20 protein-coding genes are annotated in these 23,488 nt (G+C 30.4%); 8 read left to right on the top strand and 12 right to left on the bottom strand.

Annotated features, from left to right (window positions below):
- Window positions 1-23: 23 nt before the first annotated feature.
- The gene (locus ACREVX_RS14025) at window positions 24-1,382 is read right to left on the bottom strand and encodes a DUF1727 domain-containing protein (RefSeq protein ID WP_431544814.1); all 1,359 of its coding nucleotides are present in this window, start codon (window positions 1,380-1,382) and stop codon (window positions 24-26) included.
- Window positions 1,383-1,412: 30 nt separating this feature from the next.
- The gene (locus ACREVX_RS14020) at window positions 1,413-2,606 is read right to left on the bottom strand and encodes a CapA family protein (RefSeq protein ID WP_431544813.1); all 1,194 of its coding nucleotides are present in this window, start codon (window positions 2,604-2,606) and stop codon (window positions 1,413-1,415) included.
- 224 nt (window positions 2,607-2,830) lie between these two features.
- On the opposite strand from ACREVX_RS14020, the gene ACREVX_RS14015 reads away from it, so the two are divergent.
- A complete protein-coding gene (locus ACREVX_RS14015; RefSeq protein WP_431544811.1) occupies window positions 2,831-3,703 on the top strand; it encodes a DMT family transporter in 873 nt (290 codons plus the stop codon).
- A gap of 64 nt (window positions 3,704-3,767) precedes the next feature.
- A complete protein-coding gene (locus ACREVX_RS14010) occupies window positions 3,768-4,868 on the top strand; it encodes a transglutaminase domain-containing protein (protein WP_431544810.1) in 1,101 nt (366 codons plus the stop codon).
- 79 nt (window positions 4,869-4,947) lie between these two features.
- On the opposite strand, the gene ACREVX_RS14005 is transcribed toward ACREVX_RS14010, so the two are convergent.
- The gene (locus ACREVX_RS14005; RefSeq protein ID WP_431544808.1) at window positions 4,948-5,814 is read right to left on the bottom strand and encodes a ComEC/Rec2 family competence protein; all 867 of its coding nucleotides are present in this window, start codon (window positions 5,812-5,814) and stop codon (window positions 4,948-4,950) included.
- Between the two features lie 274 nt (window positions 5,815-6,088).
- Between ACREVX_RS14005 and ACREVX_RS14000 the strand changes: the two genes are divergently transcribed.
- Window positions 6,089-6,823, top strand: coding sequence for a lysophospholipid acyltransferase family protein (locus ACREVX_RS14000; RefSeq protein ID WP_431544807.1), 735 nt, complete (start codon window positions 6,089-6,091; stop codon window positions 6,821-6,823).
- Here ACREVX_RS14000 and ACREVX_RS13995 read toward each other — a convergent pair whose 3' ends face one another.
- The gene (locus ACREVX_RS13995) at window positions 6,824-7,132 is read right to left on the bottom strand and encodes a hypothetical protein (protein ID WP_431544805.1); all 309 of its coding nucleotides are present in this window, start codon (window positions 7,130-7,132) and stop codon (window positions 6,824-6,826) included.
- 59 nt (window positions 7,133-7,191) lie between these two features.
- Here ACREVX_RS13995 and ACREVX_RS13990 point away from each other — a divergent pair, with 59 nt between their 5' ends.
- Window positions 7,192-7,632 carry a hypothetical protein gene (locus tag ACREVX_RS13990; RefSeq protein ID WP_431544804.1) on the top strand — a complete coding sequence of 147 codons (441 nt, stop codon included), beginning with the start codon at window positions 7,192-7,194 and terminating at the stop codon, window positions 7,630-7,632.
- 149 nt (window positions 7,633-7,781) lie between these two features.
- On the opposite strand, the gene ACREVX_RS13985 is transcribed toward ACREVX_RS13990, so the two are convergent.
- The 4 genes from ACREVX_RS13985 to panB form a co-directional block, all read right to left on the bottom strand.
- Window positions 7,782-8,003, bottom strand: a complete 222-nt coding sequence (locus ACREVX_RS13985) for a DUF378 domain-containing protein (protein WP_431544803.1) — start codon at window positions 8,001-8,003, stop codon at window positions 7,782-7,784.
- A gap of 80 nt (window positions 8,004-8,083) precedes the next feature.
- Window positions 8,084-8,467: an aspartate 1-decarboxylase gene (gene panD, locus ACREVX_RS13980; RefSeq protein WP_431544802.1), complete on the bottom strand. Its 384-nt coding sequence runs from the start codon at window positions 8,465-8,467 to the stop codon at window positions 8,084-8,086.
- Window positions 8,468-8,560: 93 nt separating this feature from the next.
- On the bottom strand, window positions 8,561-9,406 hold the full coding sequence (gene panC, locus ACREVX_RS13975; RefSeq protein WP_431544801.1) for a pantoate--beta-alanine ligase: 846 nt from the start codon (window positions 9,404-9,406) through the stop codon (window positions 8,561-8,563).
- A gap of 82 nt (window positions 9,407-9,488) precedes the next feature.
- On the bottom strand, window positions 9,489-10,316 hold the full coding sequence (gene panB, locus ACREVX_RS13970) for a 3-methyl-2-oxobutanoate hydroxymethyltransferase (protein ID WP_431544800.1): 828 nt from the start codon (window positions 10,314-10,316) through the stop codon (window positions 9,489-9,491).
- A gap of 538 nt (window positions 10,317-10,854) precedes the next feature.
- On the opposite strand from panB, the gene ACREVX_RS13965 reads away from it, so the two are divergent.
- Window positions 10,855-11,226: a hypothetical protein gene (locus tag ACREVX_RS13965; RefSeq protein WP_431544799.1), complete on the top strand. Its 372-nt coding sequence runs from the start codon at window positions 10,855-10,857 to the stop codon at window positions 11,224-11,226.
- A 98-nt stretch (window positions 11,227-11,324) separates the two neighbouring features.
- Here ACREVX_RS13965 and ACREVX_RS13960 read toward each other — a convergent pair whose 3' ends face one another.
- From ACREVX_RS13960 to ACREVX_RS13950, 3 genes are all read right to left on the bottom strand, one after another.
- A complete protein-coding gene (locus tag ACREVX_RS13960) occupies window positions 11,325-13,520 on the bottom strand; it encodes a stage V sporulation protein D (protein WP_431544798.1) in 2,196 nt (731 codons plus the stop codon).
- A gap of 374 nt (window positions 13,521-13,894) precedes the next feature.
- Window positions 13,895-14,962 carry an HD-GYP domain-containing protein gene (locus tag ACREVX_RS13955; RefSeq protein ID WP_431544797.1) on the bottom strand — a complete coding sequence of 356 codons (1,068 nt, stop codon included), beginning with the start codon at window positions 14,960-14,962 and terminating at the stop codon, window positions 13,895-13,897.
- 303 nt (window positions 14,963-15,265) lie between these two features.
- The gene (locus tag ACREVX_RS13950; RefSeq protein WP_431544796.1) at window positions 15,266-18,298 is read right to left on the bottom strand and encodes a vitamin B12-dependent ribonucleotide reductase; all 3,033 of its coding nucleotides are present in this window, start codon (window positions 18,296-18,298) and stop codon (window positions 15,266-15,268) included.
- A 368-nt stretch (window positions 18,299-18,666) separates the two neighbouring features.
- On the opposite strand from ACREVX_RS13950, the gene ACREVX_RS13945 reads away from it, so the two are divergent.
- The 3 genes from ACREVX_RS13945 (at window position 18,667) to ACREVX_RS13935 (ending at window position 20,696) form a co-directional block, all read left to right on the top strand.
- Window positions 18,667-19,176, top strand: coding sequence for a gamma carbonic anhydrase family protein (locus ACREVX_RS13945; protein ID WP_431544865.1), 510 nt, complete (start codon window positions 18,667-18,669; stop codon window positions 19,174-19,176).
- A 181-nt stretch (window positions 19,177-19,357) separates the two neighbouring features.
- Window positions 19,358-19,828, top strand: coding sequence for a free L-methionine (R)-S-oxide reductase MsrC (locus ACREVX_RS13940; RefSeq protein WP_431544863.1), 471 nt, complete (start codon window positions 19,358-19,360; stop codon window positions 19,826-19,828).
- 19 nt (window positions 19,829-19,847) lie between these two features.
- The gene (locus ACREVX_RS13935) at window positions 19,848-20,696 is read left to right on the top strand and encodes a CvfB family protein (RefSeq protein ID WP_431544795.1); all 849 of its coding nucleotides are present in this window, start codon (window positions 19,848-19,850) and stop codon (window positions 20,694-20,696) included.
- Between the two features lie 82 nt (window positions 20,697-20,778).
- On the opposite strand, the gene ACREVX_RS13930 is transcribed toward ACREVX_RS13935, so the two are convergent.
- Window positions 20,779-23,442, bottom strand: coding sequence for a cation-translocating P-type ATPase (locus ACREVX_RS13930; protein WP_431544794.1), 2,664 nt, complete (start codon window positions 23,440-23,442; stop codon window positions 20,779-20,781).
- Window positions 23,443-23,488 lie beyond the last annotated feature (46 nt).

Genomic DNA, 23,488 nt, shown 5'->3' with positions numbered 1-23,488 from the left:
TTTTCTATTTAGACTATATTATATTACCAAATTTTATCAATGTAACCTTTAGTATGTAAAAATTTTCTTAAATTTATCATAGCAGTATAGGTAGCAAGTATATATACTATCTCTCCATTACAAGCTTTAATTTCATTAAGTAATTTTTCTTCATCACTGCATAAGAGGAAGGAATCTGATGAAAAACCTGCTACTTTTAGTCTTATAGCCATATCATACAGACGTATTCCCGATATCATAATTTTATTAATATTAAGGTTAGTTAAACGTTCGAAATTTACATCCCAAATCCATGAAACATCTTTTCCATCTGCGTAGTTATCATTAAGCATTAGGGACAAATTTATTTCGCGAGTGTCCAGGTTAATAGTATTTACAGCTTCATCATAACCAGCTGGATTTTTAACTAATATTATTTTGACCTCAATGCCATCTATATTTAAAGTTTCTTGTCTACCAAAGCTACTAGCCACGGTTTTAAGAGAGTGCTGCATAACGTCATCCTCAATGCCAAGCTCCTTAGATACAGAATATGCACATAAGGCATTGTAAATATTATAAGTGCCTGGTTGGTTTATATAATACTCCTTATTGTTGATATTAACACTTGAACCACTGGTGTTTAATTCAATAATTTTATCAACAGAGTATGTAAGGGGTGGACGTTTGTATCCACAACCAGTGCAATAGAAATCACCTAGATGGTTATAGGTAATAAAATTATATTCATAAGGAGATTTGCAGATCGTACAAAATTTAGCATCAGCATTGATATCTACAATTTTGTTTTCATTAACCTTCGCAGTAAAACCATAAAATTTCATATCATTTTTAAGGTCTAAATTTCCAAATAAAGATTCATCTCCATTAAGAATTAGGGTTGAAGAGGGAACTTTCGTAACGCCCTCAAGGATCTTTTTGAGAGTTGTATATACCTCTCCATATCTGTCCATTTGATCTCTAAACAAATTGGTAATAGTAATTATTTTAGGTGTTATATACTCAGTTACAAATTTAAGATTGGCTTCATCTACTTCTATAACAGCAATTTTTTTTGGGGTAGATTTTTTAAAAGAATAGTTTGAGATAAAACACGCGATTATTCCTGTATACATATTTGCACCAGTATTGTTAGTGATTACTGGTTTTCCGCTATCTTTTACTATTCCATAAATCATACTTGTTGTTGTAGTTTTACCATTTGTACCAGTTATGAGGATAACTTCATAATTAATTGCGATTGTTTTTAAAATATTCTTGTCTAATTTTAAGGCGATTTTACCTGGAAAATTTGTTCCACCTTGAAACAGTAGTTTTGATAATTTCATAATGAACTTTGAAACTAAGATACTGAGTAATGACTGAATTTTAATTTTGAACACATCCTTTAATTGTACTATGTAATTGTGTATTTATTTACTATTATTGACATTTATATAGAAAAACTTATCACTTATTTTAAAACCAGAATCTTTAGAGAGGTTATTTAAATTATTTAGTAAGTTTGCCTTAGCATCGCCTGCAAGAGGTGTTGGGCAATAATCATTTTTATAACTAACAGAAGATATACTGCAAGGTATAACTCTTACACCAATTGATGTTAAATTATTATTTATAAACTTAAAATCACTTTGAAAAATAAATGTTGTTTTATCAGTAGGATTAGTGTTGCCGCCAAAACAGAAATTTCCTAAACTATAGGCGATAATTCTACCCTTGTATTGTTCAATGCCTTGAATAACATGGGGGTGGTGACCAAGTATTATATCTGCGCCATTATCGATAGCGTAATGCGCAAGTTGCTTTTGATCATCAATTGGGTAATACTGTCTTTCGTTTCCCCAGTGAAAGTTAATAACTACCACAGAGTTTATTTTTTTTAATTCTATAATATCTGATTTTAGTTTATCAAGAAAAGCTTGATTTAAAGACCAACCTCTATATCCTAGAAATCCGAAGTTGTGCTGTTTTATTTTAAGTTCCCATTTTGAGCCTTCTCCAAAGTAGTTAATGTTTTCTTTTTCAAGAGCAAGTTTTGTATCAACATAGCCCTTTTGTTTATAATCATAAATATGGTTATTAGAAAGATTGACACCTTCAATAGAACCTAGAGTTAAACTTCTAGCATAATCACTGCTGGCTTTGAAGTTAAATTGTTTATTTTCTTTGTCGGTTGAATCCGTAAATGTTGTTTCTAAATTTGCAATTGTAACATCGTCTTTGCTAAAGATACTATTAACATTTTTAAAATAATAAGAAAAATCATTATCGTTATTGTTTGTTACCATAGCAGGAAGACTAGTTGAATAAGCAAATTTGTTGTCAGTTCCTATAGTACAGTCGCCTACAGCAGATAAGAGTACCTGTGTATTTGTGTTCTTAACTAAAGGCGCCGGTGCCGGGGTGTTACTATTACTCGCAGCGTTAGTCCTTTTAACGTTCTCTTTTTCGGAAGTAGAAACAACATAATTAGTATTTAAGTGTTTTAACGCATAAGGAATGGTTTTTGCAACAAATAAGCTTATTGTTGAAACCAACGTTAATAGTAAAAACAAACTTATTAGGAACTTTTTTTTATTAACTAATTTTATACGTGATTTTTTCAAAAATACGCCCCCTGCATTAAAAAGTGAAAAATTATATTTTTAAGTCAATATAATTTTATAACATTGTTGCATAAATGTCTAACATATTAATGTAATTTGAACTAAATATTATGGCTTTTTAGCTATGTATTTGTTAAAATACAACTATAACACACAAATCGTCGTATTTATGTAAATTCACTATTAGTGTTAAAGATTTTTTAAAATGCAAAGGACGTGTTACTTTGAACAAAGGATATATCTATTCAATTGTTTCTGCAATATTATTTGGAAGTGCAGGTCTTCTCGTAAAACTTGCATATGTAGGAGGAATTGATTCAATAAGTTTGTTAACCATGCAATATATTATAGCAGTACCATTAATGTTTCTAATGATGTACATATATAACAAAAAGTTCTTTAAGGTAACTAAAAAACAGCTATTAAGGCTAGCGGTGCTTGGCATAGTAGGGAATACTTTTATGACGGTATTTTATTATATATCTTTTAACTATTTACCTATTCAAATAGTAGCTATATTATTATACACCTACCCCCTAATGGTATTTATATATTCAACTATTTTTAAAAAGTACTCACTTAATGCTACTAAGTTTTTTGCAGTGTTTCTGGCTTTTTTTGGTTGTATTTTAACTTTGAATATTTTACCTTCAGGCTTTAAGTATTCGATAAAAGGTGTAGGCTTTGGATTAATATGTGCAATGTTTTATGCATTTATGAATATTTATAGTGAAGAAAAATTACAAGAGTTACCACCACTAGCCATTAATGCTTATTCTACTTTGTTTTCGTTAATAAGTCTTTTGATATATAAGTTCCCTATGTTTATTTTTAGTGGTAATATAACTAAAGATATACTACTGTATACAGCTATACTTGCAATAGTTTGCGAAATTATTCCATTAACATTATTGTATGCGGCTATAAAACATATAGGTTCACTTAAGGTATCTATAATAGGTAATCTTGAAATACCAACAGCTATGCTTATATCATTTTTCATATTACATGAGCAAATTAGAAGCATGCAAATAATTGGTGCTGTCCTTGTAATATTTGCTATATACATGATAAGGACATCCCCTATAACAAAATAAGGCATGACCTACATTGTAATTATGATATACTTAATAAATAAAAGAAGGTTAAATAAGGAGAATTATGAGAAAGAATAATATGTTTTATAGAGTTTTAATATTTGCAATTATAACAGCTGCTATATTTATTTGGAATTATAAAGTGAGCGACAAGGACATAGGTTTAAGTGTTACTAAATGGAAAAATTTTTATAGTGGAGATAATATTCATTTTTATTATTTAGATCCCAAAAATGAGAACTTATCAAAACTTAAAACTAAATATAAATTAGATAAAATTGTAGATAATAAGGTTGATCAACTTGCTAATTCTTTAAAAATTATGAATTTCATCAATGAGAAAGTAAAGGCTGGCAGTACCTCAATGACAAGCGATAAAACTGCTTTGCAAATAATGGATGAAGCTTTTAATGGTGGCAAAATATCAGATAACGATTATACAACTATATATGAAGAGTGTTTAGCGTCTGTTGGAATAAGCGTACGGCGAGGAGTACTTAGAAGCACTGATAGTAAAGTTAAAGGAAAATCATATTTTAATGTATGTGAAATATGGAGTGATAAATATCAAAATTGGATTATGATAGATGGCGTCAATGGATGTTATATGTCGCAAAAGGGAATCCCACTTGGAGCTACCCAAATAATAGATAAGGAAGTAGGAAAGGTTGAAATTACAGGTATAAAAGATACTAGTAAATATATAAAAAATATGGGGGATTATTATCAGAGTTATAGTATATCTATTGATAATAATAAATATGGTGAGCTCAAAAGTAATTCTAAAATCACGTATTTAAAAGACAAGCAACTTCCTAATATAGAAACAAAAGAGGGATTTATTCAACCTACTATCTTTGTTAATGATCTAAAGGTTTTTAGTGAATCTCCCACTGTAAAGTATGTGGATTCTGGCGATGATAAAGTACCTACTTTAATATTTGCAAAAAGAGATTTGAAAAATGATACTAAGGATGTACAGAATTTTACCATTGGAGCCTTTATGAACAGTTATATGGTTGAAGATTATTTTATAAGCGTCAATGGTTCTGATTATATAAAAGTAGATACTTATTATGATTTAAAAATAATCAAAGCAGTAACCTCTATTAAATTATCTCAGGATGGTAAAACTTTAGAGCGTGAAGTAATAATAGAAAAATAAATAAGTTGGCGTTATTTCATTATAAATAATAATACTTTAAAAATTAAAGAGTAGTTCTCATAAACTATAGTTAGGGGAACTACTCTTTTTTATGTATATTTGTGCCATCACTGATAAGTATAATATCTTTATTTAAATCTGTCCTATATATAATAGAATTTATTTTTTTTAATTTTTGTAAGGTCCCTTTATTTGGATGACCGTATGTATTGTAAAACCCACAACTAATTATAGAAATTTGTGGAGAGACCTTATCTAGAAATTCTTGCGATGTTGAGGTTTTGCTACCATGATGGCCAACCTTAAGCACTTGAGCTTTCAAATCGTAATTATTGTCTATTAGTTGTTGCTCGGCAAGTTCCTCCGCGTCGCCCATAAACAAATAAGTTGAACTTTTATAAGATATCTTTATAACACATGAGTAATTATTTTCATTTTCATAGGTTTCATTATTGGGAGACAACATAATGCAACTGGAATTAGGTCCTAAATCCAGAGAAATATTAGGTCTAGCTACATTTATATTAAGGTTTTTATTTTTTAGAGCTCTGATCATATTTTCAAAGGATTCAGAGGTGGCAGTAGTTTTAGGAGCATAAAACATACCTATGTCAAAGGTATTAATTACACTAGTCATACCTCCTATGTGATCATCATGAGGATGAGTTGCTATTACATAATCAAGCTTTTTTACATTATTGTTTTTAAGATACTTAATTAATTTTTTTCTTGAATCGATGGTTCCACTATCAATTAACACATTTTTACCATTTACTTGTATAAGGATACTATCACCTTGACCTACATCAATAAAATGAGTAACTATATTATTTTCTAAATTTAGGTTAGTTTTTGTAATAGAATTATAACCTATAGTTATACATATGAGTACAAAAGCTATGGAAACGCAAATCAAGGTATATTTTAACCAGGGGTTTTTAATCATGCTGTTAATCTCCTTACTATATATCTTGTACAACATTTAGAACATATAAATGACTTGATCTAAGTATATAAATGATTTTATCCAATTCTATAAAAAAATATCATTATCTATGAAAATATCAATATTTATGGACAAATTTAAAAGATTCATAATCGATATATAGTAATTAAGGCTATGAGAGCTAATCACGATAACCTATATTGATATAACACTTAAAGACTAGTATAATAATGATTGTAATTATAATTTAATTTTAAAAGGAAGGTAAAGTGATATGAGAACAATATATTTTTATTTGTGTGCTGTTGTTAATTTAATTTGGATCAACACTAAGAAATTCAAGTTTAGTAAAATTAAAAGAGATAAAAGTAGAGAAGAGGCAGATACACAGTTAGGTGTAATAGCTACGAATTGGTCTAAATTTATAATTAAAATTGCAGGTTTAAATTTAACTGTTGTGGGGAAAGAAAATATACCAAATGAAGCTTGCCTTTTTGTAGGAAATCACCAAAGTAACTTTGATATTCCAGTGATATTATCGAACATGAATAGAATTACTGGCGCTGTTGCTAAAAAAGAGATGGAAAAGATACCAATATTGAGTTATTGGATGAGAGAAATTCATTGCGTATTTATGGATAGAGGAAACCCAAGAGAGGCACTTAAATCAATATCCGAAGGTGTTGAAAATTTAAAAAACGGATATTCTATGCTTATTTTTCCAGAGGGAACTAGAAGTAAAAGCAATAATATGGGTGAATTTAAAAAAGGAAGTATGAGACTTGCTATAAAGGCCGGAGTCCCAATTGTACCTGTAACAATTTATGATACTTATAAAGCTATGGAAGGCAATAATGGTAAAATAAAAAAGGCAAATGCTAAACTTATAATTGATAAACCTATATATCTAGCTGAGATGTCAAAGCAGGAAAAAGCAAATATTTCAGATGTAGTACAAAGTATAATTCAACGTAATTTAGATAAAGAAAAACGAGCAGCAAAATGTTAATTAGTCATGTCTTTTGGTTATTATGTCTTCTATTATAGATATCTTAATTTGCAATAAATTATTTTCATTTTCGAGTTTCAATATATTCTTTTCAAGATCTGCATTTTTATGATCTATAGCTTTTACATTTTCATGTAATTTCTTGTTTATGGTTACTTTTTCATCAATAATAGGTTTATACAATCTATTTAATTCAAAATTATTATTGATTAAAAAGTATATTTTATTATAAAATGTAATTATATATAATTTAACGTCTTTACTTACATCTTTTATGTAGGAAATAATTGTATCTATTATATTATTCATATATCATCACCTCAATTACATTTTACATATAAAATACTAAGAAAGGCAAGGTAATAATAATGGATAAAAATAGTAATAGCTATTATCTGGAAAATATTAAACATAAAATTGTCAAATTGGATCTTAAAAAAAACGAATATCAAGATGAATTAATTAGTAAAGGTAAACTTTTAGTGCAGAATAAAGCTATTATGAAAAAAAATAAATTTACGAATAATATGTTGCAAGATAATTATAATAGTTTAATTAGGTTAATTCAGAAAGATGGAATAATTTTTGAACTAAACTTCAATGGATATACACCGGTTCAATGGGAAAATCTAGTTATGATAAAGTCATCAAATGGATATCTAATTCAAACTAAAAGTGGTCATGTTTTAATGATGTTAGATAAAAAATATTATAAGATTATACAAGATATAAATAAAAAAGAATCTCAAAGTTTAATAGTAATAAGAGTTACAGACAAAACTTCTCTAATTCAATTAAGATTTAATTAAAAAGAAACACAAAAATAATATAATTAAAACAAGATAATATAATTCAAATAAATAAATTTATTATAACTAAAAGAAATCTATTATAACAAGAAAGAAGCTGAATCAAAAATTTCAGCTTCTTTCTTGTATCTTGTACATCTATTTTGGAGTTATTTTACTTCTGTTGTGTCTCTGTTGCTATTTCTGTCTCTTCCTAAGAATGATAAAGAGTATAGACCACATAATCCTACTAGAGCAAAAATAATTCTTGTGAGTGCTGTTCCTGTACCAAATAAGCTTGATACTAGGTCAAATCGGAAAAATCCAATTAATCCCCAATTTATAGCTCCTATAATAACTAATACTAGTGCTGTACTATCTAATGCTTTCATTGTAAACATCTCCTCTTTCATAAAGTCTTGATATTATTGTTTACAATTATTAAAAAATTATTACAATATTTTAAAAATAATTATTTTGACTCACCATGTATTTCACAATCGGTAATTTCTACTACATTATTGCTTTCACCTACGAATACAACTGTAGGTTTGAACTTTCTTGCTTCTTCTTCATTTATTTGGCAAAAAGTCATAATTATTATTTTATCTCCAGCTTGGACACATCTAGCAGCTGCACCATTTACACACATAACACCACTACCAGCATCCCCTGCAATTACATAAGTTTCAAATCTACTTCCATTATCAATATCCACTATTTGAACTTTTTCATATTCTAGAATATTTGAGTGTTCCATTAGTGTCTTATCTATTGTTATACTTCCTACGTAATTTAATTTAGCCTGCGTTATTACGGCTCTGTGTATTTTAGATTTTAACATAGTTAATATCATATTGACCCTCCCTTGTTTATCTGGGGTAGTTAACAATTATCAATTGTTATCCTCCCACTTATAAAAGTGGGAGACTTTCCTTGTGAAATATCGTTAAACTTTGTATATAAAATTGTCTATTAGTCTTGTTTTTCCAATAAATACAGCCATTGCAACAAGAATAGTATTATGTGCAAATTGCAACGAAGATAGTGACGAAGCGTCAACAATCTCTATATAATCGATTTTAGCTAAAGCTTCAGTTTCAAGTTGTTTTGTTATAATTTCTTTTAGCATATCAGTAGAGTTTTCACCAGCAATCAAAGCTTCTTTACCTTTAGTTAAACTTTTGTTTAAAATTGTAGCTGCTTGTCTTTCTTTTGGTGAGAGGTAAGTATTACGTGAGCTTTTTGCAAGTCCATCATCTTCACGTACTATAGGACAACCAACGATTTCTACATCAAAATTTAGGTCCCTAACCATCCTTTTTATTATAGCTAACTGTTGAGCATCCTTTTCTCCAAAATAAGCTTTATCTGCAGGAATTATATTTAGGAGCTTTGAAACAACCGTACATACTCCATCGAAATGGCCAGGTCTTTTAGCACCGCAAAGGCCTGTTGCAAGTTCCTGCACGCTTACATTTGCTGGAGCTTCATTATGATACATTTCGCTTGGTTGCGGAGCAAATATTAAATTTGCACCAGCAAGTTCACATAGGAGTTCATCCTTATGTAGATCTCTTGGGTAAGAAACTAGATCTTCACCAGGGCAAAATTGCAACGGATTCACAAATATACTTACCACAACTTTTTGATTTTCTTTTGCAGCACGTTCAATTAGACTTGCATGGCCCGCATGTAAAAATCCCATAGTAGGAACTAAGGCAATGCTGTAACCTTCTTTTTTCCAAACTTTAACCTGATGACGTGCCTGATCAACCGTTTTTACAGTATTCATTTTCTAGAGACATTACAATGTGTTATTAAATATACATTATAATATCTAATACACTTCCTTTCATTTATGTATTTTAAATGTACTAATATAATTTGTTTAGAACTTCATCATCTATTTTAAAACAGTGCTCATTACTTGGAAATGTTCCTTCAGTAACCTCTTTAATGTATGATTTAAATCCATCTCTCATTAAATCACCAACATTTGCAAAGTTTTTTACAAACTTAGGTTTAAAGTCCTTAAACATATTAAGCATATCTTGATATACTAAAATTTGTCCGTCGCAACCACCACCGGCACCTATTCCTATGGTTGGTATAGATATTTCTTTTGAGATAATAGTTGCGAGTTTTGATGGTATGCATTCCAGTACAACTGCAAAAGCACCTGATGCTTCTATTTTTTTAGCATCTTCAATTAGATTTTTGGCGTCAAAACTATTTTTGCCTTGGACTTTAAACCCCCCTAGTATATTAACAGATTGAGGGGTTAGTCCAATATGACCCATTACAGGAATTTGTGCATTTACTATAGCTTTAATTTGTGGGCAAACAATCGAACCACCTTCGAGTTTTACTGCTTGGGCTCCAGCTTCTTGTATCAGCCTTCCGGCATTTTTAACAGCATCATAGATTGATGTTTGATAAGACATAAAAGGCATATCGCTAGTCACCAAAGCATTTTTTGTGCCACGAGTGACAGCTTTAGTATGATGGATCATGTCTTCCATAGTGACACTTAAGGTATCACTGTACCCAAGACAAACCATACCTAAAGAATCGCCTACTAAGATTCCATTAACACCGCTTTCGTCAATAATCTTAGCCATTGAATAATCATAAGCTGTAAGCATTGTTAATTTCTCACCGGAATTTTTTGCTGACATAAAGGTTGAAATAGTATTTTTCAATTAAATCCCTCCTGCACTCTAAATATTCTTCAAATTTATATAGAGTTTATTTTTGAGCTGACAAATATGACGTACTATTTTTTGTATAGAAAAATAAGTATTTATAAGGTTTTATAGGTGTTATGTTTATAAAAAAATATGAGAATAAGGTAAACTTAATATGCGAGAGCATCTGAATTGTTTATATTTAAAAAAGTACTAGAGGTTAAGAAGCCACTAGTAAAACATATTATTTTATTGGTTAAGTTAAATTGCCAGTTTCTGCTAAATTACGTTCGTAAATTCTTGAAATAGTGTGTTTAGATGTAACTGTCCCATTCATCAAGATATGAGCAGAAAAAAACAAACTAGATAATTTTATAATATGTTAAACAATTAGGTGCAGTTCGCAAGCGATACTACCCACAAATATATTATCATAAATATATTTTTAATACAAATATATTTAGAAAAATTAATGCATAAGGTATTGATATATATTAAGAAATGTTTGATAATGTATAGTATACATGTATTTTAAAAAAAGGAGGGTTAAAATATGGATATATTTTTACAAATACTTAGCATGCTTGCTTTTGCTATTGTTGTTATTGTAATATACAATGTCTTAAAAACTTATGTATTATTTAAAATAAAAATTAGTAAGTGGTTAGTGCTTGGACTAGCTTTTGTGTTTTTTGTGATTCCGATGATGGTATGGCGTAATATGCCGCTTTATGCTTCTAGATACGTAATACCGGGAATATTTGTTGTTTTGTTTTTATGGTTTATGGATTTATCAGGTTTTCTCAGAAAAAAGAATTATTCTAAAACAAATACTACAAGTAGTACTTCTAAGAAAGACAAAAAGGATGATATTGTTATTAGGCCTAAAGCTAAACCAAATAGGGTTAAAAACAATAAAAAATAATATATCAAGCAGAGTATAGATTTAAACACATTAATAAGTCTACATTCCATTAATTAATTTTAAAGGAATGTAGACTTATTTTGTTAAGTGAGTTCTAACTAATCGGCCGTTACATCTAAATTAATTGTGATTGTAGTTCCTGTTTTCACCTCTTTGTCTTCTATGCTTTGTTCTGAAGCTATTCCACTACCAACAAACTTAGTTTTGAGGCCAAGATCACTTAAAATTTTACTTGCCGTCTCGGAGCTGTTTCCAATAATACTTGGAACCATAACAACGTTATTATCATCATTAATAGGCTGCGTATGAAGGATAATTTCTGTTCCTTCTTTAACTGTATATCCAGGTTTTGGAGTCATATCAGTTATTATATCTCCATCAGTGGTTAATTTCATTTTTAAGCTATTTTCTTTTAATAGTTTTTCTGCATCTGATTTTTTAAGCCCTCGGACCTCTGGAACAATAATATCCTTAAGTAAGCTTTCACTAACTTGTGCACTAGTAGCATCAGATTTCATTGATAAATAATTAAAGATATCATTAAAAACTTGTTTCCCAACTACTGTTGCAATTTGACCACCATAATAATTGGATGGGTCTGGTTCGTCTATATTAACTAATATAGTTATTTCAGGATCGTTTGCGGGAGCCATTCCTGCAAATGATGATACGTATTTTTGTGATGCATAACCAGGACCTGTTGTACTTATTTTTTGAGCAGTTCCTGTCTTTCCCGCAATATGGTAGCCTGCAATAAATGCCTTTTTACCACCACCACTTTCTACAACTTGCTCAAGGTACCCCCTAAGTTGCTTTGCAGTCGCCGCGTCTACTATTGTTCTCTCATTATAATTTGAATAGGATTGTATAACCTTTTTATTATTTAAATCATCGTAATCGACTATCTCTTTCATAAGATGAGGAGTTATAAGTTTTCCTCCATTTGCAACAGCGTTAAAACCTGTTAAATACTGAATGCAAGATATAGCATTACTTTGACCAAATGATGTTGTTGCAACATCTTGAGCAGTCATATCTTTAGTTTTTCTAATTATTCCTGAAGCTTCTCCATTTGAATCAATACCAGTTTGCTTACCGAATCCGAACAAATAAATATACTTATTTAATTTCTCAGGACCTAGCCTTCTGCCGAGTTCCATAAATCCAACATTACAAGAGTTTTTTAATATATCTACGAAATTTTCAGCCCCATGTCCTGTTGTTTTCCAGCATTTAATTCTTCTTCCTCCAACTAATGTACTACCAGAGCAGAAAAATTGATCATCTTCCTTAACAACCCTTTCTGCCATAGCAGCTGTGGCTGTAAATACTTTGAAAATAGAACCTGGTTCAAAAATATCACTTACGGCCCTATTTCTCCAGACTTTTTGGTTCTCGTCATAAGTCTTAGTAAGGTCCCAAGGGTCATTAGGGTTATAATCAGGTTTATTAGACATCCCTAATATTTCTCCGTTTTTAGGGTTCATTGCTATTATACTAACAGCGGCAGCTTTATTATCAATCATAGCCTGTGATGCTGCTTTTTCACAAAAGAACTGAATCATCTCATCAATAGTAAGCACAACATCTTTGCCATCTATAGGTTTTGTGTAATCGGATATTGTATAAGGTATGTCTTCACTTTTTCTATCAGTTTCTGAGATTTTCATTCCAGGGATACCTGATAGATACTTATTGTAATATAGTTCAACACCTGTTAATCCATTGCCATCAGAATTAGTGTGTCCTAAAACACTTGCTAAAAAATTGTCGTTTGGATAGTATCTTTTTGTATCTCCTGTAATAACAATTCCACGAAGATTATATTTTTTTGAAAAATCACTAATCTTATCGGATGTAGCTTTTTCTATTCTTCTTTTTAAAATAGCGGATCCAATGAGTTTTCCCTTTGAATTCGTTTTAGTCAAAATGGTTAAAACACTATCAGGTTCCATGTCAAGTATTTCAGCAAGCTGCGGTGCAATATCCTTCATTGTTAACTTATTTTTGGTTGTACTCTCTCTTAGTGAATTAAGATCTAAGTCTACTCTAAAAACATTTGCACTTATAGCAAGCTCTTCGCCATTTCTATCTAAAATCCTTCCTCGTTTTGCTGCAATACGAACATCACTTGTCCATTGAAGAATTGCTTTTGCTTTATAAGTTACCCCTTTAACTATCATTACGTAGCTTAACCTAAATACCAACACAAATAGTAAAGTAAAAAGTATGGAAAAGACTATAAGCATTCTACGTTTAACTATTACCTTATCTCTATAACCTCCATTTGCCAATTCATAACCTCCTAAATATGTATTTAATAACTTGGAAATTCACATCAAGTATAAGAACTCTTATTTTAATATTTATGCAATATAAGTTTGAAACAAGCTGATATTTAATAGATTAATTAGACTTGTCAATCATAATTCTATAATTAAGTTCATAGTTAATAATATTATTGACTCATTGATTATATTCGCAGATTTCATGAAACTTTTTATTAATAAAAAAATTTAAAGCGGTATTTATAGGATATTTACGGCTTATATAGAAATTAAAAACAAAACCCTTTGGAGTTATATCCAAAGGGTTAAATGTATTATACTTTATTATAGAGACAACTATGAGGTGTTATAGAAATATCATGTATATGGGTTGCAGCTGACTATGGCAATAGTTCTGTAATAAATAAATCTTTTTCATTTTGTAAATCTATAAAATTTGAATCAATAGATATAAGAGGTTTAGATATATTATTTATGTCTATTTTAATTATCTTTCCGATAAGTCCATTATTAAGTTTTACCATTTCACCAGTGTAGTAGTTTGACATATGTCTTAGAAATGTAGTTATATAATTATAGTCTAATAAATCAATACAATCATGTTGCAAAACCTCTAACACTTTTAATGGGTTTTGTTTTTTGCTATAGACTCTGTCAGAGGTCATTGCATCAAACATATCTGTAATTGCTATTATTTTTGCGAAAGTACTAATTTTATCCTCTTTTAAACCAAGAGGGTAGCCTGACCCATTTAAACGTTCATGATGTGTAAGAACACCTGAAATTACGGAATTATCTAATAAAGGGATGTTTTTTATAAGTTCATAAGCATAAAATGAATGCTTTTTAACTTCATCAAATTCTGATTTTGTAAGTTTAGATGGCTTATTTAATATAGTAGGATTAAGTTTAGTTTTGCCGATATCACTAAGAAAAGCTGTATGAGTAAGCAATGTTAATTCAGCTCTAGGTAAATTAAGCCACTTTCCTAGCATTGAACTTAAAAGTGCAACGTTTACACAATGGCGTGTAAGGTATTCGTCTATATTTTTAGAATTTGTTATGTTCTTTATAATTGAACTATAATCATTAAGATTATCTAAAATTTCTTTAGACATAATTTTTATTTCTGTTAAATCAGGTTCAGAATCCTTTTTTAGACTATCTAAAAATATATCTATCTTATTTGAAAAACGATTTAATATATTTTCAGTTTCAATTAAACTCTGCGCTCTTGAATTTTGTGAACTAGGCGCTACAAGTTCTTCTCCACTTACATAAATCTGTATAGAGTTTGATGGATAAAATTCTACTATCTTTTTTATAATGGAACTATTTAATGCAATTTCTTTAGCAACTAAAGTCACGCCTTCTAGTATTAAATTTTCAGCTAAAATCATATTTGGTTTTAAATCGTAAATGCTTATACTTTTAACAGTTGGTTCCATAGATGCATCCTCCTTAAGGTTAATAAATAAATTCTGTGAAAGCTGTTGTAAGTTAATTCATATATATAAATCAATATTAATTTCTCTGTCATGTTATGCCAATACAATTAACTAATTGGTAGTATTATATCACATATAAAGGGGCTCCGTGTTTATAACACATGCTATTTAATTTGTCCATCATATAGATAATTAATTCCTTTATTAATTGTAGTATTTAAATTTATTGTTTAAAAAAACCCTCTGGAGTTCTAGCCAGAGGGTAAAATAACAATTACTTTGTTTATTAATATACAATGCGGTCTAGCTACATCCGGTAGTTGTTCCACATTCTAAACAAACTTTACAAGTGCCGTTTCTTACAAGTCTAGTACTTGAACAATGAGAGCAGGTTTCAGAGTATAATCTTTCACCTTGAACATCACCTGTACTCATTTTTGCATGGGAGAGTGCTGGCTCATCTTCTACTAAGGTAGTTGAAATTTCATTATCAGAAGGCATTAATGGGTTATTAGGTATGTTAGTACCATCGTAATTTTCAGGCTTAACTTGGCACCTAGAATAGTCACCTATCTCTATGTCAATAATCTTACTAATTAAATCAGAAATAGAAGAAACAGATTTAATGTAAGGATGTTTTTGTACAAAACCATAAGGTTCAAATTTTTGTCCGCGAAGCATCTTAGAGATATCTTCTGCAGGTACATGATGCTGAAGCATTACAGAAATTGATTTTGAAAGAGAATTTAATAGCCCAGTAATAATAGTACCTTCTCTATCTGTGGTTATATATATTTCAGAAATATCTCCATTTGAACGCCTATTTACAGTAGTATAGACTTTTACATCATCAATTTGAGCAGGATGAGTAGTTCCATAACGTATGCCAATTGGTTTTTCACGCGATGAATGATGAGAAATTCCTTGCATTGACTTAGCTTTCTTTAAAAGCTCATCATAAGACAAATCCTCAAGTAATAGATCTTTATCTTCAGATAAAGTAGTGTTTAAAGGTTGACTTGCCTTTGAACCATCTCTATAAAGAGAAATACCTTTTACTCCGAGTTTCCAAGAACTAAGTATTACTTCTTTAAAGTCTTCTATAGTAGCATTTTTAGGTAAATTAACAGTTTTTGATATAGATCCTGATATCATTGGAGTAATAGCTGCCATCATAAGAACATGCCCCATAAATGAGATATATCTTTTTCCACTACCGCATTTGTTTGCTGTATCAAATATATGCAAATGTTCAGGTTTTAAATGTGGAGCACCTTCAATTTTACCATCGATAAGTTTTTCATATTCAAAGCCGTCTTCATTAACTTTCTCTTTTCTTAAAATATAATCTAGAATGTCAGTTGTTTCTCTACTCGTGTATCCTAAATTATCTAAGGAAGCTTTAATTACAGGATTTACGATGGTCATGAATCCGCCACCAGATAATTTTTTGTAAATGAAATGGCTAAAGTAGGGTTCTACAGATGTAGCGCCACAATCCATTGCAAAGGAAATAGTACCTGTAGGTGCTAAAACTGTAACTTGAGCATTTCTAAAACCAAATTTTTCACCACTACTTATTGCATTTGACCAACAATTTTTTAAGGTTTCACTCATTTTTTGTAGTGAGTTTTTATTTAAATTAGTATGGTCAACTTTTAAAGGCTCATAATTTAAATTTTCATATTTACTATTTATTGCTCCAGCTGCTCTAGCGTGATTTCTTATAACTGATTGCATATGTTCTTTATTAATTTCATATTTTTCAAATGGAGCAAGTTCTTTTGAAAGCAGAGACGATACATAATAAGACTGTGCTGTCATTATTCCACTAAGGGTTGCAGCTATATTTCTAGAATCTTCTGAGTCATATGCATAACCCATTACCATAAATAAAGAAGCGAAATTTGCAAGTCCAAGGCCTGTAGTTCTAAATAAATAACTTTTTCTTGCTATATCTTCAGTTGGAAACTGGCCCCAATGTATTGAAGCTTCAAGAACTAATTGAGTAAGACCTATTAAATGAACATATCCTTCTACATCGAATTTTTTAGTTTTAGTATCATAAAACTTATAAATATTAATAGAGGCTAAATTACATGAGGTATCATCTAAAAAGGCATATTCGCCACAAGGGTTAGTTGAATTAATCCTATTGTATTTAGCATTAACGACTCCATCTTCTCCACCAGGACAAGTGTGCCATGCATTAAAGGTATCGTCAAATTGAGGAGCAGGATCAGCGCATTGCCAAGCAGCTTTGTTAAATGTATCCCAAAGTTCCTTAACTTTTATTTCTTCATCTATTGAGGAATCACATCTGCCTTTAAGAGTTATAGTTTGGTCTGGATTTTTTGATAAGTTATCAACTTTAGTCATAAACTCATCTGAGAATCTTATGGAGTTGTTTCCATTTTGGCCCGATACAGTTTCGTAAGCCTCTCCTTCAAAACTACCATCATAACCCATTTTAGTAAGGGCACGTACTTTATCTTCTTCTTTAGCTTTCCAAGTCATAAATTCCATTATTTCAGGATGATTGATGTCAAGGCATAACATTTTAGCAGCACGTCTTGTAGTTCCACCAGACTTAATTGCTCCAGCATTTCTATCAAGGCCTCTTAAAAAACTCATTAGACCTGAAGAAACACCACCACTAGATAATCTTTCACCGCGAGCCCTAAGGTTTGAGAAGTTAGTTCCTGTTCCAGAACCGCCTTTAAATAATTTGGTTTCTGTTACATACTGCTCAGAGATTGAATGTTTACCTAGGAGTTTATCTTGGATTGATAGTATAAAACAAGCTGAAGCTTGTGTCCTTGTGTAAGCATCTTCACTTTTAACTATCTTTTTTTGTTTTTCATCATAATAAAAATTATCTAAAGATCCACCTTTTATACCGTATGATAAATTAAGTCCAGTATTAAACCATTGTGGAGAATTTGGAGCAAACATTTGATTTAAAAATGTATATATTAATTCATCATAAATAATTGCTTTTTCTTCTTGTGATTTAATAACAGTTTCATCCATTAATGCTTCACACCAAAAATTAACAAGTCTATGAGCTACCATTCTCATACTATTCTCATAACCTAGTTTATTGTTAACACCAGATTTTCTAAAATATTTTGAAGCGATAATATCACATGAGTTTTGTGAGTAATGTTCTGGAAATTCTAAATCTTTCATGTCTAAAAGAACTTTATTAGTTTTATGGTCTTTTAGAAATACATCCACCTTTTTCCATGTAAATAAATCGAAAACAGAAAGGGTGGTATTTTTTTCGAGTTCCTTTGTGTAATATCTTTTAATTAAGTTTTTTATTTCCGCCATAATTAATACTAGCTTAAAATAAGCTAGTATATTCACCTCCTATTAGTTGTGTTGTATTTAAAGTTATATCAAATTTAAATTATGTTAAGTAAAAATTATATAAAGTATTCTTCTAAATGCTTCAATTTACTAGACCTAAATGATCTCTGCATTATATAGGCTAATTATGTGTATTAATGTTTAATAACACTATATGTAGTAATTATATATAAATTAGCAACTATATGTGGTAATCAAATCAATTTGTATTATATAATAAAAACGAAAATAAATCAAATAAATAATTCGACAAATAAGAAAGTTATTTGTACAATATAAGGGTATAATAAATGTATGTATATTATTTTGAAAGAGGTGAGGATGAAAGTATGATACATCAATTTGACGGGAAAATACCCAATGTACACAAAAACACTTTTATTGCTAGCAGTGCTGATGTTATAGGAAATGTATCTATTGGAGAACACAGTAGTATTTGGTTTGGGGCTGTCGTAAGAGGCGATATGGATTTCATCTCTATAGGGTCTTATACAAATGTTCAAGACAATTCCATAATTCATAATGACGATGATTTTCCAGTTGATATTGGAGATTATGTAACTATAGGACACAATTCGATAATACATGGATGTACAATATCTAGTTATACTTTAATTGGTATGGGTAGCACAATACTCGATGGAGCTATAATAGGAGAGTGCACTATAATTGGAGCTGGAAGCTTAGTTACTCAAGGCAAAAATATACCCTCTGGTGTTTTATGTATGGGAGTCCCTGCAAGGGTAGTCCGAGAACTTACGGCGAAGGAAAAACAAAGTTTAAAAGAATCAGCTGAGCATTATGCTACGCTTTCAATCAAATATAGTACAATAAATTAAATCATCTTCTGCGGAGCTGCAACATCTTCATAGAAGATGCATTGACGACTTAAAAAGGAGAGTGAAACTTCTACTGAAGTTTTACTTTTTGCCACTTTTTTAATACAATAGAAGATAGAGAATAGAATATTGTTGGTTTTAAGGAGTGAGAAATATTATAAAATTAAATGGAATAGAAAAGATGACAAATGAGCAGAAATATAAATATATGTTAATTCTTTTAGAAGGACAACTCAGCTCAGAAAAAAATGATCTAGCAAATTTATCAAATTCAACAGCAATAATTAAAGCAGTAATGGATAGGATTAACTGGGCTGGTTTTTATATTTTGCGAGAAAACACATTAGTTCTTACAACCTTTCAGGGCCTTCCGGCTTGTAACAGAGTAGAAATAGGTAAAGGCGTATGTGGGGCCGCGGTAGTAGATAAAGAGCTTAAACGTATAGAAAATGTGCATGAATTTGAAGGACACATTGCTTGCGACAACGCAACAAATTCAGAAATTATTATACCTATAACAAAAGATGGTGTAGTTTATGGAGTTTTGGATATAGATAGCCCATATATAGGAAGGTTTACTGGGCTTGAAGAAGAGTATTTAGTAAAATTTGTTGATAAACTTAATAAATATATAGATTGGTCAAAAGTTTAAAAAAGGTAGGAGATAATAAATGATAAAAATAGGAGATTTAAATAATTTAACAGTAGTTAGAAGAGCAGACTTTGGGTATTATTTAGGCGCAGGTACAGATAACACAAATGATGACGTATTATTGCCTATGAAAAGTACATTAGGTAGAGGGCTTAAGATAGATGATGAAGTTGAAGCCTTCATATACAGAGACTCAAGTGATAGATTAATTGCGACTTTAAAAAAACCTCTTGCAAAAGTTGGAGACTTAGCTTATTTAAAAGTAGTTGATATGACAACAATCGGAAGTTTTGTAGAAATTGGGTTAGAAAGAGATATATTAGTTCCTTTTAAGGAGGAAAATTACAAATTAGAAACAGGTAGAAAGTATCTTTTTTACATATATTTAGACAAGACTGGAAGACTCGCAGCTACTACTTTTATAGATGAATATTTATATGATACAGATTTATATGATATTGATGATGAAGTAGAAGGAACAGTATACGGAATCCAGACTAATGGTACATTAATGTTAGCTGTTGATGATATTTATAGAGCGGTTATTCTAAAAAATGAGAATTATGATAGTGTAACACCTGGTGATAAATTAAAAGTAAGAGTACAAAAATATTATGAAGATGGTAAAATGGACGTAACAGCAAGAAAACCAAGACTTGAAGAAAGAGATGTAGTTGAAGAGCAAATATTAGAATATTTAAATAAATCTAATGGATTTATGGCATTCAATGATAAAAGTTCTCCAGATGATATTAAGAAAACATTTAAGACTAGTAAAAATGCCTTTAAAAGAGCATTAGGCGGTCTTATGAAAAGCCGTCTAATTGTTCAAGATGAAGAGGGGACCAGATTAAAAGAAATAGAATAATTGTAAACTGAAAAGCAAAAGACTTAAGAATATTCTTAAGTCTTTTGCTTTTTTTAAAAAACTTATATTTTTTACATATATTTTATACTTTCAATGAATTACGCTTGAATATTTTTGTAATTTCATTGAGTAGCAGTGGAATTAATGATAATGCGGTGACAATGATCCAATCTGCCAAATTTAAATCATGAACGCTAAATGCATTTGCTAAAAATGGAATAGATATTATTGAGTCTTGTAGAACTACACCAAAAACTATTGCTGCAATTAGGTATTTGTTTGAAAATAAACCTATTTGGAATATAGATTTTTTATCATTTCTCATATTTAAAGAGTGAACAAGTTGAGAAACACTAAGTACTACAAAAGCCATAGTTTGTGCATGTTCTAGAGCATCTGCATTAATATCTTTAGGAAATAGTGGGAATATACTAGCATCTCCGTTATAGTATTTTGCACCTATTACAAAAGCTGCTAAGGTAAGTACACCAATTAACAGTCCGTTTAAAAGTAAACCTAGTCCTGCACCCTTAAATAAACTATCATTTGGGTTACGTGGTTTATATTTCATTACGTCAGGGTCACCAGGGTCTACGCCTAAAGCTAAGGCTGGAAGTGTATCTGTAATTAAGTTAACCCACAATATGTGGATAGGTCTAAGTGGAGAATCCCAACCTAAAAGTATTGCTAAAAATAGAGCTATGATTTCTCCAACATTACAAGAGATAAGGAATACTACAGTTTTTTTAATATTTGTAAAGATGTTTCTACCTTCACGTATAGCTGAAACTATAGTTGAAAAGTTATCATCTATTAATACCATATCGGCAGCGCCTTTAGCAACATCAGTACCTGTTATACCCATTGCAACACCAATGTTCGCCATCTTTAAGGATGGTGCGTCATTTACTCCGTCTCCAGTCATTGATACAATGTTTCCTTTGGATTTAAGAGCCTTTATGATTTTAACTTTATGTTCTGGAGATACTCTTGCAAATACGCTTATGTTATCAATTTTACTGTTAAGTTCCTCATCTGAGAGTTTATCAAGCTCATTGCCAGACATAACAGCTAGAGGGTCCGTAGTAATATTAAGTTCCTTGGCTATAGCAAAAGCAGTGTTTTGATGGTCTCCAGTAATCATTACAGTTTTTATTCCGGAATTTCTGCATAGAGAAATAGAATCTTTAACCTCGAGTCTAGGTGGATCTATCATACCTACCATACCAATAAGTATTAAATCATTTTCTAAGGAATCAATTTCTACATGGTTTGTAGGAATGATTTTATAAGCGGATCCTAGTACTCTTAAAGCATCGTCAGACATATTATTAGATGCAGCTAATATTTCTTTTTTTATGTCTGGAGTGATTTCTATTATTTCACCTTTAATATAGACTTTAGTACATAACTTTAATAGATTATCAATAGCCCCTTTTGTCATTACATAATATTCGTTATCGTATTTATTTACAGTAGTCATTAATTTTCTATCTGATTCAAAAGGAATCTCATCAATTCTTTTATGTTGTTTTTCTAAGTCGTCCTTGAATATTTTATAATTTACACCGGCTATGAGTAATGCAATTTCTGTGGGATCACCAGTTTTTGAGTTTTCAGAGTAAGTAGCATCATTACATAAAATAAGATTTTCAAGTAATAACTTATGATGAGTTTCGTTAATATCAAGGGTATCTAAATTTCCTAAGGTTCCACCGCAGTAGAATTTTGTTACAGTCATTACATTTTGAGTTAAGGTCCCAGTTTTGTCTGAACATATGATATTTACTGAACCTAAAGTTTCAACTGCAGGCAGTTTACGTACAATGGCTTTTTCCTTTATCATCTTTTGAACGCCCATAGCGAGAACTATAGTTACTATTGCTGCAAGGCCTTCAGGAATAGCAGCAACAGCTAGACTTATAGAGGTAAGAAGCATTTCAAAAATTTCTCTTTTTTGAAGAACACCAACCGTAAACATAAGGGCACATATGACAAGAGCGCCTATTCCTAAGTATTTGCCAAGCTCCGCAAGTTTCTTTTGCAGAGGAGTCTCTGAATCTACGTTTTCATCTAGCATTTTAGCAATTTTGCCTATTTCGGTATTCATTCCGGTGGAGACTGCTATGCCAACGCCTCTACCATAGGTTGCTAGGGTAGACATAAAGAGCATGTTTTTTTGATCACCAAGTGGTATATCATCACCTGTTAAAACAAGCATCGCATCTTTATCAACTGGTACAGATTCACCTGTAAGGGTAGATTCTTCAATTTTTAAATTTGCTGTTTCAATTAGCCTTAAATCACAAGGAATATATCTTCCTGCGTCTATAATAACAATATCTCCAGGAACAACTTCTTGAGATGGGATTTCTGAAAGCTCTCCATTACGTCTAACTATAGCCTTGGGTGTAGATAATTTTTTTAGTGCATCAAGAGCCTTTTCAGCTTTTGACTCTTGCACTATTCCTACAGTAGCATTAATAACAATAACAATGGCAATTATTATTGCATCACTTGTTTCACCAAGCAGAGCAGAAATTACAGCGGCTATAATTAAAATATAAATTAAAATATCATTTAATTGGGCAAAAAACATTGCAAATAGAGTTTTAGGTTTTTTAGATTCTAACTGATTTAGCCCAAATTTTTCTCTTTTTACTGCTATTTCTTTTTGAGAAAGTCCAGCTTCTGGTTTTGAATTAAGTTCCTTTAAAACTTCCTCTATTGTTTTGTTGAAAAACATGAACATCACCTCGCCATTTAGTATTTGTTATTTAAGTATAATTTAT

Source organism: Clostridium sp. (genome assembly GCF_050717545.1).
GTDB lineage: Bacteria > Bacillota > Clostridia > Clostridiales > Clostridiaceae > Clostridium_AD.
Note: the sequence above shows the minus strand (reverse complement) of the source record. Positions and strands in the feature narration are given on the sequence as shown.

Coding starts and splice junctions, on each gene's coding strand:
- ACREVX_RS13955 (WP_431544797.1), bottom strand. CDS start 14,962: ATGGAACCAACTGTTAAAAGTATAAGCATTTACGATTTAAAACCAAAT.
- ACREVX_RS13945 (WP_431544865.1), top strand. CDS start 18,667: ATGATACATCAATTTGACGGGAAAATACCCAATGTACACAAAAACACT.
- panD (WP_431544802.1), bottom strand. CDS start 8,467: ATGATATTAACTATGTTAAAATCTAAAATACACAGAGCCGTAATAACG.
- ACREVX_RS14000 (WP_431544807.1), top strand. CDS start 6,089: ATGAGAACAATATATTTTTATTTGTGTGCTGTTGTTAATTTAATTTGG.
- ACREVX_RS13985 (WP_431544803.1), bottom strand. CDS start 8,003: ATGAAAGCATTAGATAGTACAGCACTAGTATTAGTTATTATAGGAGCT.
- ACREVX_RS14010 (WP_431544810.1), top strand. CDS start 3,768: ATGAGAAAGAATAATATGTTTTATAGAGTTTTAATATTTGCAATTATA.
- panC (WP_431544801.1), bottom strand. CDS start 9,406: ATGAATACTGTAAAAACGGTTGATCAGGCACGTCATCAGGTTAAAGTT.
- ACREVX_RS13950 (WP_431544796.1), bottom strand. CDS start 18,298: ATGGCGGAAATAAAAAACTTAATTAAAAGATATTACACAAAGGAACTC.
- ACREVX_RS13990 (WP_431544804.1), top strand. CDS start 7,192: ATGGATAAAAATAGTAATAGCTATTATCTGGAAAATATTAAACATAAA.
- ACREVX_RS13995 (WP_431544805.1), bottom strand. CDS start 7,132: ATGAATAATATAATAGATACAATTATTTCCTACATAAAAGATGTAAGT.
- ACREVX_RS13940 (WP_431544863.1), top strand. CDS start 19,358: ATGACAAATGAGCAGAAATATAAATATATGTTAATTCTTTTAGAAGGA.
- ACREVX_RS13965 (WP_431544799.1), top strand. CDS start 10,855: ATGGATATATTTTTACAAATACTTAGCATGCTTGCTTTTGCTATTGTT.
- ACREVX_RS13935 (WP_431544795.1), top strand. CDS start 19,848: ATGATAAAAATAGGAGATTTAAATAATTTAACAGTAGTTAGAAGAGCA.
- ACREVX_RS13930 (WP_431544794.1), bottom strand. CDS start 23,442: ATGTTTTTCAACAAAACAATAGAGGAAGTTTTAAAGGAACTTAATTCA.
- ACREVX_RS14005 (WP_431544808.1), bottom strand. CDS start 5,814: ATGATTAAAAACCCCTGGTTAAAATATACCTTGATTTGCGTTTCCATA.